The following is a 14,298-nucleotide window of genomic DNA, read 5'->3' on the forward strand; positions in this document are numbered from 1 at the left end:
TCCATGGTGCCGTATCCGCGCCCCCGGCCGTCAATCGCATACCTTCGCCGAGGCAGCGAAGGGCGGGTGACGATCGTGCCAGAATGGCCGCGTGACCTTCCAAGGCAGCGGATCGATCGACACCGGCAGCGTCTCCGGCGGCGGTGGAGGCGGTGGGGGCCGGATCGCGCTGGGCGGCGGCGCGGGACTCCTCATCACGATCGTCGCGCTGTTCTTCGGGGTGAACCCCGGCGATCTGCTCGGCGCCGGTGGCCCGACACCCGGCACCTCGTCGGACGCCGCGCAGATCCAGCAGCAACTGGACGAGTGCACCTATGAGATGGCCAACGAGAACACGATCTGCCGGATCAAGGCGACCACCGTCAGCGTCGACACGGTGTGGTCGGATCTGTGGCCCGAGTACGAGCCACCGCAGACGGTCATCTTCTCCGACGCGGTGAACACCGGGTGCGGCGCGGCGAGTTCGGCGACCGGCCCGTTCTACTGCCCCGCCGATTCGACGGCGTACTTCGATCCGACGTTCTTCGCCCAGCTGCGTCGCATGGGCGGCAGCGACGGGCCCCTCGCGCAGGAGTACGTCGTGGCCCACGAGTACGGACACCACGTGCAGAACCTCACCGGCGCCCTCGCCAAGGGTCAGCGGATGGGTTCGCAGGGACCGCGATCGGGTTCGGTACGGGTCGAATTGCAGGCCGACTGCCTCGCCGGGGTGTGGGCCCATCACGCCGACGACGGCCCCGACGCCCTCCTCGCGCCCATCACCGAGGAGCAGATCGCGACGGTCATCCAGACCGCGAAGGCCATCGGCGACGACACCATCCAGGGCGCGGGCTCCAATCCCGAGGGCTGGACTCATGGTTCGGCCGCCCAACGCACGCGGTGGTTCACCGTCGGCTACCAGTCGGGCGATCCGGATCGCTGCGACACCTTCGCCACCGACGACCTGTGAACGCCACCGACCCCGGCGGGACCGGCCCGCGCAGGCCCACCGCCGTCGACGCGATCGCCGAGGCGCACCTGGACCGGTTGTGCGCGCTCGATCCGCTGTTCGCCACCGAGATCGGGCGCGGCGGGCATGACGACCGGCTGACCGACTTCTCCGCGCAGGGGTGCGCCGAACGCGCCGAGGTCGCCGCCGGCACCCTCTCCGCCCTGGGCGGCGCCGACGTCGTCGATGCCATCGACCGCGTCACCGTCGCGACCATGAGCGCCTCGCTGCGTCGCGAGCTCGCACTCGCCGACGCGGGCGAGCACATCGGCAACTGCAATGTCATCGCGTCACCGTTGCAGGCGCTGCGCGACGTCTTCGACCTCATGCCCACCGACACCCGCGAGCAGCGGGAGACCTTCTTGTCCCGCCTCACCGCGATCCCGGCGTCGCTCACCGACGTCGTCGACGGCCTCGCCCACCGACTTCGTCACGGTCCGCCGCCGGCCCGTCGACAGGTGGCGGCGGTCGCCCGGCAGGCCGACACCGCGGCCGACGCCATCGCCGGCAACACCGCACCGATCGCGGCCGACCCGGCGCTGGCCGGCACCCTCGCCACCGCGCTCGACGCGGCCCGGACCTCGTTCGGGACCTTCGCCCACTACCTGCGCACCGGCGTTCTCGCCCAGGCCGTCGACGACGACGCGGTCGGCCGCGACCGCTACCTGCTGCACCTGCCGGCCTACCTGGGCGCCGACGCCGACCCCGACGACGCCTATGCCTGGGCGATGACCCGGTTGCAGCAGATCGTCGCCGAGCAGCAGGAGATCGCGGAGGGTCTGCTCCCCGGACAGGGGGTCGCGGCGACGCTCGCCTGGCTGGATCGTCAGCCGCAGTACCAGATCCACGATCGCGCGGAATTCGTCGACTGGATGCAGGCGACGTCCGACGCGGCGGTCGCCGGTCTGGCGGGCACGCACTTCGACCTCCCGGCCCGGCTGTCCCGGCTGGAGTGTCGGCTCGCCCCGTCGTCGACCGGGATCATCTACTACACCCAGCCCAGCGAGGATCTCTCCCGTCCGGGACGGATGTGGTGGGCGGTGCCCGACGACCAGACCGTCTTCCACACCTGGCAGGAGAAGACGACGGTCTACCACGAGGGCGTGCCCGGGCATCATCTCCAGCTCGGATCAGCGATCGTCGACCCCGACCTCAACGCCTGGCGCAAGCTCGCGTCGTTCACCTCCGGACACGGCGAGGGCTGGGCGCTCTACGCCGAACGCCTGATGGACGAGCTCGGCTGGCTCGAGGACCCGGGCGACCGTATGGGGATGCTCGACTCGCAGCGGCTGCGGGCCGCGCGGGTCGTGGTCGACATCGGCGTCCACTGCCGCCTGCCCGCGCCGGAGTCCCTCGGCGGCGGGATCTGGGACGCCGACAAGGCCTGGACGTTCCTGACCTCGTCGGTCGCGATGGACCACGCCGTGCTGCGCTTCGAACTCGACCGCTATCTGGGCTGGCCCGGCCAGGCGCCCTCGTATGCGCTCGGCCAGCGCGTGTGGGAGCAGACGCGTACCGCCGCCCTCCGCCGGCACCCGGACTGGACGCTCAAGGACTTCCATTCGCGCGCACTGGCTCTCGGCGGTGTCTCGCTGGACGTCCTCGCGGCCGAGGTCGCCGGCGAGGACCAGGAGACGCGCCGCTGAAAACCACCCTCCGCAGCTTCGCCGACGCCTTTGAGCAGTCGCCGGTCCTGCACTGGGCGGTTTTCAGCTGCGAATGTATGCGCTGACCTCAGCCCAGGAGACGACGGACCTCGGCGACCAAGTCGTCCAGGGCGACCCGGTGCTGTTCGCCGTTGCTCAGGTCCTTGATCTCCAGCCGGCGCTCGGCGAGTTCGTTCTCCCCGAGCACCAGCGCCAGCCGCGCCCCCGAACGGTCGGCCGCCTTCATCGCGCCCTTGAGGCCACGATCGCCGTAAGCCAGGTCGACACTGATCCCGGCGGCGCGCAGAGCGCCTGCGACACCGACGAGTTCGGCTTTGGCCGCCGAGCCCAGCGGCACTCCGAAGACCTGGCAGCGGGCCGCCTCGGTGCCCGCGACACCCTCGGCCTCCAGCGCCAGCATCGTCCGGTCGACGCCGATCCCGAACCCGATGCCCGACAGATCCTGCTTGGCGCCCAGCTGTCGCATCAGACCGTCGTAGCGCCCGCCGCCGCCGATGCCCGACTGCGCACCGAGACCGTCGTGGACGAATTCGAACGTAGTCTTCGTGTAGTAGTCCAGGCCGCGCACCAGACGCGGGTTGATCTCGTAGACGACACCCAGCCGGTCCAGGTGCGCCAGGACGAGGTCGAAGTGCGCCTTCGCGTCGTCGGACAGATAGTCGATGAGCAGCGGTGCGCCTGCGGTCGCCGCCTTGATCTCGGGCCGCTTGTCGTCGAGGACACGCAGCGGGTTGATCTCGGCGCGCATCCGGGTGGCCTCGTCGAGATCGAGCCCGAACAGGAACTCCTGCAACGCCTCTCGATAGCGCGGCCGGCTCTCGTCGTCACCCAGCGAGGTGATCTCGAGGCGGAACCCTGTCAGACCGAGTCGGCGATAGCCCTCGTCGGCGATCGCGATGACCTCGGCGTCGAGCGCAGGGTCGTCGACACCGATCGCCTCGACGCCGACCTGCTGCAGCTGGCGATACCGGCCGGTCTGCGGCTTCTCATAGCGGAAGAACGGCCCGGCGTAGCAGACCTTCACCGGTAGCTGGCCGCGGTCGAGACCGTGCTGGATCACCGCGCGCACCACGCCCGCGGTGCCCTCGGGACGCAGCGTCACCGAGCGGTCGCCGCGGTCGGCGAAGGTGTACATCTCCTTGCTCACGACATCGGTCGACTCCCCGACCCCGCGTGCGAACAGCGCGGTGTCCTCGAACACCGGCAGTTCGATGTGGCCGTAGCCGGCACGACGCGCCGCGTCGGTGAGCGTGTCCCGGACCCTCCGGAAGTCCGCCGAGTTCGGCGGGAAGTAGTCCGGGATGCCCCGGGGGGCCTGAAATGCTCCGCTCACAGTCCGTGTCTTCCCTTCGGTCGCGTGCTCTGGTGCTCGAGGCCGGCCAGGAAGGGATTGCTCGCACTCTCCTGGCCGATGGTGGTCTGGGGTCCGTGGCCGGGCAGGACCAGCGTCTCCGCGGGCAGCGGCAGGAGTTTCGCCGCTATCGAGTCGAGCAACTGCTGATGGTTGCCCCCGGGGAGATCCGTCCGGCCGATCGAACCGGCAAACAATACGTCACCGGAGAAGCAGACCCCGACCACCGACGGCGTGTCGGGCCCGGCCTGATCCCGGGCCTCGTCCGGCACGTCGACGTCGACGCCGAGCAGCACCGAGCCCTGTGTGTGCCCGGGCGCGAGATCGACCGAGAAGGAGACCCCGGCGAGTTCCACCGACTCGCCGTCGGCGAACTCGACCACCTTCTCCGGCTCGGTGAACACCTGGTCGCCGATCATCGCGCCCAACGCCCGTCCGATGCCGAGACCGGGATCGGCGAGCATCGGACGATCCGCGGGATGGATGTAGGCCGGGATCGAGTACTCGTCGCAGAGTTCCGTCGCGTTCCAGGTGTGGTCGAGGTGACCGTGCGTGAGCAGCACCGCCACCGGGGTGAGGTCGTGTTCGGCGAGCAGTTCCCGGACCCGCGGCGCCGCATCCTGGCCCGGATCGATGATCACCGCCTCCGATCCCGCCTCGGCGGCGACGATGTAGCAGTTTGTCTGGAACATCCCGGCGGGGAATCCGGTGATGAGCATGCTGCTCCTCGGGTCGGCGCGGACAGGACGACGCACACACGTCGGTGTCCATTGTTGCGTAGGCGGCATGGCTCGCGACCCGCCGCACCCCGTTCTCAGGTACAACTGGCACACTTGCCCCCGAGTAAGTGACATCCACGACGATGTCGGCACAGCCATGCCGAGGTTTCAGGAGGATCCACCCGCGTGTCCACCAATGAGGAGCGCCGCGAGGCGGCGAAGCGGAAGCTCGAAGAACGCCTCGAGACCGAGCGCCTCGCCCGGCGCAAGCGGAAGATCGTCATCGCCTCCGTCTCGACCGCCGTCGTGGTCGCCGTGGTCGCGGGCGTGACCGCCGTCGTGGTGAAGAAGATCATGGACGACCGCGAGGCCGCACGCTGGACGACCTGCGCCTACGAGGACTCCCCGAGCCGCTTCGACCAGCTGCCCGATCAGGTGCCCGACAACGTCCCGGCCGATCAGCGAGCGCAGTACCAAGCCGAACTCGACGAGCTGAAGGCGGCCGCGGAGAACGAGCGCACCTCGCCCAAGCCCGACGAGCGCGTCCTCAAGTCGGGCACCGAGAAGGCCACGTTCGTCACCTCCCAGGGCACCCTACCGATCACGCTCGAACGCGATGGCGCGCCGTGCAACACGGCTGCGGTCACCTCGTTGATCGAGAACAAGTTCTACGACGACTCCACCTGCCACCGCATGACCACCAGCGAGACGCTGAAGATCCTGCAGTGCGGCGACCCCACCGGCACCGGCATGAGCGGGCCCGGTTGGACCAGCCCCGACGAGCCGCCGACCGATCTGCAGACGGTCGGGCAGCCGGATCCGACGACCGGTTCGCAGCCCGTCATCTACCCGCGCGGCACCATCGCGATCGCCAACAGCAGCCAGGGCGGGCAGAACCCGAACACCGGGTCCAGCCAGCTCTTCATCGTGATCAACGACAGCCAGTTGGGCCCGGACTACTCGATCGTCGGCAAGGTCGACGAACCCGGACTCGCGGTGCTCGACAAGGTCTACGCCGGCGGCATCAACCCCGGCCCGATCGGCAGTCAGCCCGGGGACGGCGAGCCGAAGCTCCCGGTGACCATCGAGACGGCCACGATCAACTAGGCGCCGGGACTCTGATCCCTAATCCAAAAGAACCTCGAAACCCGTGATCCCTGAGGTGCGAGGAGCGCGAGCGACAAGCCACGAAGGGCCTGGCGAGGCAGCTCACCCGGCCCTTCGTGGCTCGCTTCGCTCGCACCTCAGGGAGCAGAGGGAGTGGGCTGGCGAATCAGAACAGAGCCTCCCGATCACGCCGCCGAGGTCACCCGGTAGACGTCGTAGACTCCTTCGACGTTGCGCACCACGTTGAGCACGTGCCCGAGATGCTTCGGGTCGCCCATCTCGAAGGTGAACTTGCTGATGGCCACCCGGTCCCGGCTCGTCGTCACCGACGCGGACAGGATGTTGACGCGTTCGTCGGCGAGCACCTTGGTCACGTCCGACAGCAGCCGGTGCCGGTCGAGCGCCTCCACCTGGATCGCCACCAGGAACACCGATTCCGGCGACGGGGCCCAGGACACGTCGAGAATTCGTTCCTCCTGCTGCCGAAGCGATTCGGCGTTGGTGCAGTCGGTGCGGTGCACGCTGATCCCGCCGCCGCGGGTGACGAAACCGAGGATGTCGTCGCCGGGCACCGGGGTGCAGCACTTGGCGAGTTTGATCACGACGTTGTCGATGCCGTCGACCATGACGCCCGCGTCGCCGCCCTGGCGTGCCCGGGTGGGCATCGTCGACGGCGTCGACCGCTCGGCGATCGCCTCTTCGGCGTCCTCGATGCCACCCAGTGAGGCGACCAGCCGGTTGACGACATGCCGTGCGGAGACGTGGTTCTCACCGACCGCGGTGTAGAGCGCGGTGACGTCGGTGTAGCGCAACTCGCGGGCGATCGCCGACATCGATTCCGCGCTGAGGAGCCGCTGGAGCGGGAGCCCGCCGCGGCGGACCTCCTTGGCGATCGCGTCCTTGCCGGCCTCGAGGGCCTCCTCGCGTCGCTCCTTGGCGAACCACTGCCGGATCTTGGCCTTGGCGCGCGGCGAGACCACGAACGTCTGCCAGTCCTTCGACGGACCCGCGGTCGGCGCCTTGGAGGTGAACACCTCCACCACCTCGCCGTTCTCGAGCGTGCGCTCGAGCGCGACCAGCCGGCCGTTGACGCGCGCGCCGATACAGCGGTGCCCGACCTCGGTGTGGACCGCGTAGGCGAAGTCGACCGGGGTCGATCCGGCGGGCAGGGTGATGACGTCGCCCTTCGGGGTGAACACGAAGATCTCGCGCACGGCGAGGTCGTAGCGCAGCGACTCCAGGAACTCGCCCGGGTCCGCGGCCTCCCGCTGCCAGTCGAGCAGCTGGCGCATCCAGGCCATGTCGTCGATCTCGGCGGTGTCGGACTTCTTGCCCGACTTGCGGTAGCCGTTCTCCTTGTAGCGCCAGTGCGCGGCGATCCCGAACTCGGCCGTGCGGTGCATCTCGTGCGTGCGGATCTGCACCTCGAGCGGTTTGCCCTCGGGTCCGATCACGGTGGTGTGCAGCGACATGTAGACGCCGAACCGCGGCTGGGCTATGTAGTCCTTGAAGCGCCCGGCCATGGGTTGCCACAGCGAGTGCACGACACCGACGGCGGCGTAGCAGTCGCGGTCCTCCTCGCAGAGGATGCGCATCCCGACGAGGTCGTGGATGTCGTCGAAGTCGCGGCCCTTGACGATCATCTTCTGATAGATCGACCAGTAGTGCTTGGGCCGCCCCTCCACGGTGGCGTTGATACGCGCCCCGGCCAGCGCGTTGTTGATGTCGGCGCGCACCCGCGCGAGATATGTGTCGCGGGACGGAGCGCGGTCGGCGACCAGCCGCACGATCTCCTCGTAGCGCTTGGGATGCAGGATCGCGAACGACAAGTCCTCGAGTTCCCATTTGACCGTCGCCATGCCGAGTCGATGAGCAAGTGGCGCAATGACTTCCAGGGTCTCGCGAGCCTTGCGCGCCTGCTTCTCCGGCGGCAGGAAGCGCATCGTGCGCATGTTGTGCAACCGGTCGGCGACCTTGATGACGAGAACGCGCGGATCGCGCGCCATCGCGATGATCATCTTGCGGATGGTCTCGGCCTCCGCGGCGCTGCCGAGGGCGACCTTGTCGAGCTTGGTCACGCCGTCGACGAGGTGTGCGACCTCGGGTCCGAAGTCCTTCTCCAGCGCCTGCAGGGAGTAGCCGGTGTCCTCGACCGTGTCGTGCAGCAGCGCCGCGATGAGTGTGGTGGTGTCCATGCCCAGATCGGCGAGGATCGTGGCGACCGCCAGCGGATGGGTGATGTAGGGATCGCCGGACTTGCGCTTCTGGCCGCTGTGCCGTTCGTCGGCGACGTCGTAGGCGCGCTGCAGCAACGCCACGTCGGCCTTCGGGTAGATCTCGCGGTGCAGGGTGACCAGCGGTTCGAGGACCGGCCGGACCTGGCTGCGGGTCGCGGTCATGCGGCGCGCGAGGCGGGCGCGCACCCGGCGTGAGGCCGACGCACCCGGCTGGATGGAGCCGACCGCGGCCGGTGCGTTCGGCCGGTCGACGGTCTCGGCCGACGTCGCGCCGGCGTCCGGGGTGCCCGCGGGATTCACGCCACGCTGCGCCGTGTCGGATTCATCGGGCATCAGCGCTCCTCCTCACGGTTGTCTGTCGGCATACGGTGACCCGTCCGGCCTGCCGGGCGGGCTCAGCCGATTCTAGTCGCGCCCGCCCATGACCGGGTCGACGCCGTCAGTCCAGCGCGACCGCATGAACGGGAACGTCCGGTCCGAGGCCGCGGGCGATCGTGTCCCGGCCGCCGAGACCCGCGAGTTCCATGATCACCGCGACCCCGACGACGTGCGCACCCGCACGGTGGAGCAGTTCGGCTGCGGCGACCGCCGTCCCGCCGGTGGCGAGCACATCGTCGACGAGCAGGACACGCCGGCCGGTGAGGTCGAGGCCGTCGGCCGGGATCTCGAGCGTGGCCTGTCCGTATTCGAGGCTGTAGTCGATGGCGAGGACCGGCGGCGGCAGCTTGCCGCCCTTGCGGACCGCCAGCACCCCGACCTGGAGCTCACGCGCGACCGCGCCGCCCAGCAGGAACCCGCGGGCGTCGATGCCGGCCACGAGGTCAATCGACGAACAGCCATGGGTCAGCGCGGTGACGATCGTCGACAGCCCTTCCGGGTCCGCGAGGACCGGTGTCAGGTCCTTGAAAGCGATTCCGGGAGCCGGGAAGTCGTCGACGAGGCGAGCGTGTTCGGCGATCGCCGCCTGCGCTCGCGAGACCGCCTCCGCCGTACGGTCGGGCACGACACCACCCATCGCTTCACTCCCCTGCTCAGCCACGGATCGTCCACCGATCCATGTTCCATCCGGTGCCGTCGCGGCCGAGACCGGCCACCACGTTGCCCACCCGATCCTTCCACTGCCGTATCCGCGGCGCCGCGAAGAGGGGCACCGACGGCATCGTCGCCCAGGTCGCGTTCTCGATGGACCGGGCCAGACGGAGTCGGTCGGGCGCCGAGACGGTCGTCGCGAGCTGATCCACTCCCCGACTCACCATCGGCTCCCGGATGCCGGACAGGTTCAACGGGTCTCCGCCGCGCAACGCGTAGGCGTCCCGGCTCGGGTCGGCAGCACCGGCCGCGGCGAATGACGCGCCCCCGGCGACGATGAGTGCGTCGACGTCGCGGCCGAGCGCGTCGGGTCGCAGCTCGGGTGAGGACGCGTCCTCGACGACGATCCCGGCGGCGCGGCACGACGCCGCGATCGCCGCGGTCATCTGCTGCCACCGTGGAGTCGGTGCGACGTAGCCGATGCGTACCGTCCGCGGTCGCAGCGCGACCTCCGAACCGGCCGCCTCGCCGCCGGCCGGGTCCTGTACCGCGCCCTGCCCGGTGGCCGCCCGGACGAGTCCGCGCGCTCGTTCGATGTCCGGCCGCTGATAGGCCTGGCCGAATTCGGTGTTCATCTGTGCGGCCAGATTGTCTGCCGGGGAGAGCACCCGGAGATTCCAGACCTGCGCGCCGGCGCCGAAATCGCGCGCGAGGTCGGCTCGCGGGACGCAGGAGGCGAACGCCCGGCGCATCCGGACATCGCCGAACAAGCCGCGGCCCGCCAGGACGAGTTCCTCGACGCCCAGCGCGCGCGCCGGCGAGGACGACCCGGCGGCCCCCGCCGAACCGGCGATGTCACCGTCGACAAGGCCGGCCGTCACGTCGACGACGTCGAACCGCCCGTCGGGGAGCCGGCGGGTCGCGTCGGTCCCGCGCCCCCAGACGACGATGCGCGAGGTCTCCGGCTTGTCGCCCCACCACTCGTCGTTGGGCACCAGGACGAGTCCGCCCGAGCGCGAGTACCGGTCGATGCGATACGGACCCGACGCGGGATAGTGCGCGTGATCGACCGGTCCGAACGTCAGGTCGAAGCCGGTGTTCCATGCGTCCGCGATGCGTCCGACGGCGGCCCGGTCCATCGCCCGGATCGGGTCGATGACGTCGGAGAGGCCGGCCACGCGGGCCACCACATGCGCCGGCATCATCGCCCCGGCGCCGAAGAGCGACAGCCAGTTCCGGTACTCCCGTCCGGGCGAGAAGGTGACGGTCGCGCTCTTGTCGCCGGCCGCGCAGTCCACCGAATCGATGTCGCGATAGCCGGCCGTGGTCGCCGGGGTGAAGCCGGGCAGCCGTCCGCTCATCGCCGCCCAGGCGAGCACGAGGTCGTCGCAGTCGAGGGCCACCCCGTCGGAGAAGACCGCCTCGGGGTTGAAGTCATACCGCAGGGTCGGCACGCGGCCGGGCACCTGGGTGACCGTGCCGACGTCGCGATCCGGGATGACCTGGCCGGCCGGGCCCAGCAGACTGAAGCCGGGCAGCAACCGGGTGGTCGCCATGAGGACACCATCGGCGTTGCCGCTCACCGTGTTCGCGTTGTAGGTCGTGATCCGCGCGTCGACCACGTAGTCGATCGTCGGCGGCCCGTCGTCGCCGCAGGCAGTCACCAGCCCGGCGACCGTGACGAGCCCGACGAGGAGACTCAGGACCCTGACGAACTCCCGGCGTCCAACGCTCACGTCGCAGAGACTAGCGGTTGCGGCGGCGTTTGCCGGTCGGGACCGCGCGGTCCGCGTCGTCGGTGTCGACTGCTGCCCCGGCGGACGCCCCACGGCGCGTCCGGACCGGCCGCGGCTCGTCGGACGGGAGCCCCGCGCGACGTCGGAGGACTTTCTCGGTGTGCCGGCCGATGTCGGGGCGACGTTCCTTCAGTGTCGCCAGGAGCGGCGCGGCGAGGAAGACCGACGAGAACGTACCGACGAGGACACCGACGAGCTGGATCAGCCCGAGATCCTTGAGCGTTCCGACGCCGAGCAGCCAGACCGCGATGACCATCAGCGCGATGATCGGCAGCACCGAGATGACGGTGGTGTTGATCGATCGCATGAGGGTCTGGTTCACACCCAGGTTGGCCTGTTCGGCGTAGGTGCGCCGGGTGGTCTGGAGCACCGAGCGGGTGTTCTCGGAGATCTTGTCGAACACGACCACCGTGTCGTAGATCGAGAAGCCGAGGATGGTGAGCAGGCCGATGACGGTCGCCGGGGTGACCTCCCACCCGACGAGCGAGTAGATACCGGCGGTCACGATCAGGTCGAAGAACAGCGACCCCATCGCCGCGATGGACATCTCCCGGTCGAATCGCACCGCGATGTAGACGAAGACGATGACCAGGAACACGGCCAGCGCGATCAGCATGCGCTCGGTGATCTCGCTGCCCCACGTCGAGCTCACATCCGAGATGCTCACCTCGGCGGGCGCGAGTTCGGGACCGAATTCGTCGGCGAGCGCGCGCGTCACCGATTCCGCCTGGGCGAGATCGAGGGTCTCGGTGCGCACCTGGACCGTCTGGCTGCCACCGGCTCCCGCGGTCTGTACCGATTCGGGCGCCTCGCCGAGGGTCGCGGTGACAACTTCTTCGACGGACTCCGCGGTGATCTCCGAGGAGACAACCGGCACCGACATCTGGGTACCGCCCTCGAAGTCGATACCGAGGGTGAATCCGCGGATTCCGATCGAGGCCAGGCAGATCAGCAGGATCGCCGCGGTGACGCCGTACCACATGCGGCGGCGTCCGACGATCTCGAAGGCACCGGTACCGGTGTAGAGCCGGGACAGGAACGAGCGGTTGCGATCGGCGACGAAGTCGGCGTCCGCGCCGGGCTGCGCCTTGTCGGCGTCGAGGACGGCCGAGTCGCCGGTTGCCTTGTTGTCCGGCCCGGTCATCGCACGGTCCCCTTCTCCCGAGTGGCGTCAGTGGTGTCGTCGGCGTCCGTCGGCGACGCAGACGTGCCGGCGGTGGCCGCACCCGCTTGCCGGTGGGCGGCGACGCGACGCTGGCGGGCGACCTCGCTGATCGCCCCGAGTCCGTTGACGCTCGGCTTCGACAGGAACGTCGAACGGCTCGCGTAGACGACCAGCGGATGGGTCACCAGGAACACGACCATGACGTCGAGGATCGTCGTGAGACCCAACGTGAACGCGAAGCCGCGGACCTCGCCGATCGCCAGGATGTAGATGACGGCGGCGGCGATGAAGCTCACCGCATTGCCGGACCAGATCGTGCGGCGCGCGCTCGCCCAACCGCGGGGCACCGCGGACCGGAAGCTGCGCCCCTCGCGCATCTCGTCCTTGATGCGTTCGAAGTAGACGACGAACGAGTCGGCGGTCATACCGATACCGATGATCAGACCCGCGATGCCGGCGAGGTCGAGGGTGAACCCGATCCAGCGGCCGAGCAGCACGATGATGCCGTACACCATGGCCCCGGCGAGGACCAGCGACAGCACCGTCAGGATGCCGAGCATGCGGTAGTAGGCCAGGGCGTAGATGAACACCGCGATCAGGCCCACCAGTCCGGCGATCAGACCGGCCTGCAGCGACGCGAGACCCAGTGTCGCCGAGATCGTCTCGGCGTCGGAGGCGGTGAACGACAACGGCAGCGAGCCGTACTTCAGCACGTTGGCGAGCTCGTTCGACGACGACTCGGTGAACGGACTGGCGCTACCGCCGCTGATCCGTGTCTGACCGCCCGGGATCGGCTCGTTGATCGCCGGCGCCGAGACGACGCGCGAGTCGAGTGTGAAGGCGGTCTGGGTCCGGTTGGGGGCCTGCTCGGCGGTGTACCTGGGCCAGAAGCTGGCGGCCTCACCCTCGAATTCGAGGGTCACCACCCATTCGCCGGTCTGCGGATCGGTACCGGCGTTCGCGTTCTTGATGTCGCGACCGTCGATGATCTCCGGGCCGAGGAGGTAGACCTCCGAGCCGTCCGTCGAGCAGGCCACGAGGTACTGGTCGGGGCGGTCGTTGCCCAGCAGCGGGTCGTTGGCCGTCGGCGAGCAGTCCATCTTCGCCATCTGCTGCTGCAGGGCCTCGAGCTGCTGCGGGGTCGCGTTCGCCGGCGCCTGACGGAGCTTGCGCTGCTCGTCGATGGCGGCTGCCGCGGCCTCGGTCGGCAGGGCGTCGGCCTGATCGTCGGCATCCTCGGGCTTCGGCGGTTGCGGAGTCGCCATGGCCGGCTGCCCGACGACCGGTCGGACGTACAGGCGCGCCGTCTGGCCGAGTGACTTGGCCTGCGCGCCGTCCTGACCGGGGACCGTGATGATCAGGTTGTCACCGCTGACGACGACCTCGGAACCGGAGACGCCGAGCCCGTTCACGCGCTGCTCGATGATCTGCTTGGCCTGATCGAGCTGCTCTCGGGTCGCCGCCTGACCGTCCTCGGTCCGCGCGGTCAGCGTGACGCGCGTACCGCCCTGGAGGTCGATACCGAGCTTCGGTTCGATGGTCTGGGGTCCGGTGAAGAAGATCAGTCCGTAGACGACCGCGAGCAGGCCGATGAAGGCCACGAGCGGACGCCACGGCGGGATCTCTCGAGCCGGTCGCGACCGCTTCCCTGCAGTCCGGCCCTTCCCCGAAGTCCGAGAGGGAGTTGTCACAGCTGTTCAGGTCTCCTTGAGAGCGTCAACCGGCCGACGAGCAGCCCGACCGGCATGACCCATCGTCCACTCCTGGCCGGGACACGCCGGAAGCGCGTCGGAGGCGGTGCAAACGGATGGGCGCGCCGCGTCGTGGATCGACGCGGCGCGGATGCGGCTTACTTGTCGTTGTCGCGCGCGTCGTCGGTGGCGGGCTTGTCCAGGCTGACCGAGTCGGCGTCGTCGTAGTCGTCGGACTCGATCTCCGGGGCGACGTGGCCGGCGTAGGTGGCCGCGGCCTCATCCGTCGGGACGACGCGCATGACGGCCAGCCGGTTCCAGCGGGTGACCACGCCGGTGGCGATCTCGACATCGACGACGTCGGGCGAGCTCGCGTCGATCACGGTTCCGAAGAGACCCGAGGTCAGCTGGACGCGGGTACCGGTGGACACCGAGTTCTGCATCTCCTGCATCTCGGCCACACGCTTCTTCTGCTTCCGCATCGACAGGAACATGAAGCCGGCCAGCAGGGCGAGCAGAAGCGGGAAGAGCAGAGCGTCCATGAGTGC

The 14,298-nt window shown here is 69.4% G+C and carries 11 protein-coding genes; 3 read left to right on the top strand and 8 right to left on the bottom strand.

Translation table 11 applies throughout. The features are described 5' to 3' along the window. Positions 1-91: 91 nt before the first annotated feature. Positions 92-949, top strand: coding sequence for a neutral zinc metallopeptidase (locus tag ACFUEJ_RS07275; RefSeq protein ID WP_065632116.1), 858 nt, complete (start codon positions 92-94; stop codon positions 947-949). After that, positions 946-2,634 carry a DUF885 domain-containing protein gene (locus tag ACFUEJ_RS07280; RefSeq protein ID WP_338857516.1) on the top strand — a complete coding sequence of 563 codons (1,689 nt, stop codon included), beginning with the start codon at positions 946-948 and terminating at the stop codon, positions 2,632-2,634. Before ACFUEJ_RS07275 ends, ACFUEJ_RS07280 begins: the two co-directional genes overlap by 4 nt. 88 nt (positions 2,635-2,722) lie before the next feature. Here the strand turns inward: ACFUEJ_RS07280 and hisS are convergent, their stop codons facing one another. Both hisS and ACFUEJ_RS07290 read right to left on the bottom strand, forming a co-directional pair. After that, a complete protein-coding gene (gene hisS, locus ACFUEJ_RS07285) occupies positions 2,723-3,988 on the bottom strand; it encodes a histidine--tRNA ligase (protein ID WP_205334344.1) in 1,266 nt (421 codons plus the stop codon). Further along, positions 3,985-4,725 carry an MBL fold metallo-hydrolase gene (locus tag ACFUEJ_RS07290; RefSeq protein WP_205334345.1) on the bottom strand — a complete coding sequence of 247 codons (741 nt, stop codon included), beginning with the start codon at positions 4,723-4,725 and terminating at the stop codon, positions 3,985-3,987. Before ACFUEJ_RS07290 ends, hisS begins: the two co-directional genes overlap by 4 nt. A 186-nt stretch (positions 4,726-4,911) precedes the next feature. Here ACFUEJ_RS07290 and ACFUEJ_RS07295 point away from each other — a divergent pair, with 186 nt between their 5' ends. After that, complete coding sequence (locus ACFUEJ_RS07295; RefSeq protein WP_058250323.1) at positions 4,912-5,832, top strand: peptidylprolyl isomerase; 921 nt, start codon at positions 4,912-4,914, stop codon at positions 5,830-5,832. A 185-nt stretch (positions 5,833-6,017) separates the two neighbouring features. Here ACFUEJ_RS07295 and ACFUEJ_RS07300 read toward each other — a convergent pair whose 3' ends face one another. The 6 genes from ACFUEJ_RS07300 to yajC all read right to left on the bottom strand — a co-directional run bounded on the left by ACFUEJ_RS07300 (position 6,018) and on the right by yajC (position 14,292). After that, on the bottom strand, positions 6,018-8,402 hold the full coding sequence (locus tag ACFUEJ_RS07300) for a bifunctional (p)ppGpp synthetase/guanosine-3',5'-bis(diphosphate) 3'-pyrophosphohydrolase (RefSeq protein WP_205334110.1): 2,385 nt from the start codon (positions 8,400-8,402) through the stop codon (positions 6,018-6,020). A 106-nt stretch (positions 8,403-8,508) separates the two neighbouring features. Next, entirely contained in the window at positions 8,509-9,084 is a 576-nt protein-coding gene (locus ACFUEJ_RS07305; protein ID WP_159371898.1) for an adenine phosphoribosyltransferase, read from the bottom strand. Between the two features lie 16 nt (positions 9,085-9,100). Then, complete coding sequence (locus tag ACFUEJ_RS07310; RefSeq protein WP_338857512.1) at positions 9,101-10,834, bottom strand: ABC transporter substrate-binding protein; 1,734 nt, start codon at positions 10,832-10,834, stop codon at positions 9,101-9,103. 10 nt (positions 10,835-10,844) lie between these two features. Further along, positions 10,845-12,038 (bottom strand): protein translocase subunit SecF, encoded by a 1,194-nt coding sequence (gene secF / locus ACFUEJ_RS07315; RefSeq protein ID WP_058250274.1) that lies wholly within the window; start codon positions 12,036-12,038, stop codon positions 10,845-10,847. Beyond that, the gene (gene secD, locus ACFUEJ_RS07320) at positions 12,035-13,660 is read right to left on the bottom strand and encodes a protein translocase subunit SecD (protein ID WP_338857510.1); all 1,626 of its coding nucleotides are present in this window, start codon (positions 13,658-13,660) and stop codon (positions 12,035-12,037) included. Before secD ends, secF begins: the two co-directional genes overlap by 4 nt. Positions 13,661-13,908: 248 nt before the next feature. Further along, positions 13,909-14,292, bottom strand: a complete 384-nt coding sequence (yajC, locus tag ACFUEJ_RS07325) for a preprotein translocase subunit YajC (RefSeq protein ID WP_065632106.1) — start codon at positions 14,290-14,292, stop codon at positions 13,909-13,911. Positions 14,293-14,298: the final 6 nt, after the last annotated feature.

This window comes from Gordonia sp. NPDC057258 (assembly GCF_042668985.1).
Classification (GTDB): domain Bacteria; phylum Actinomycetota; class Actinomycetes; order Mycobacteriales; family Mycobacteriaceae; genus Gordonia; species Gordonia hongkongensis.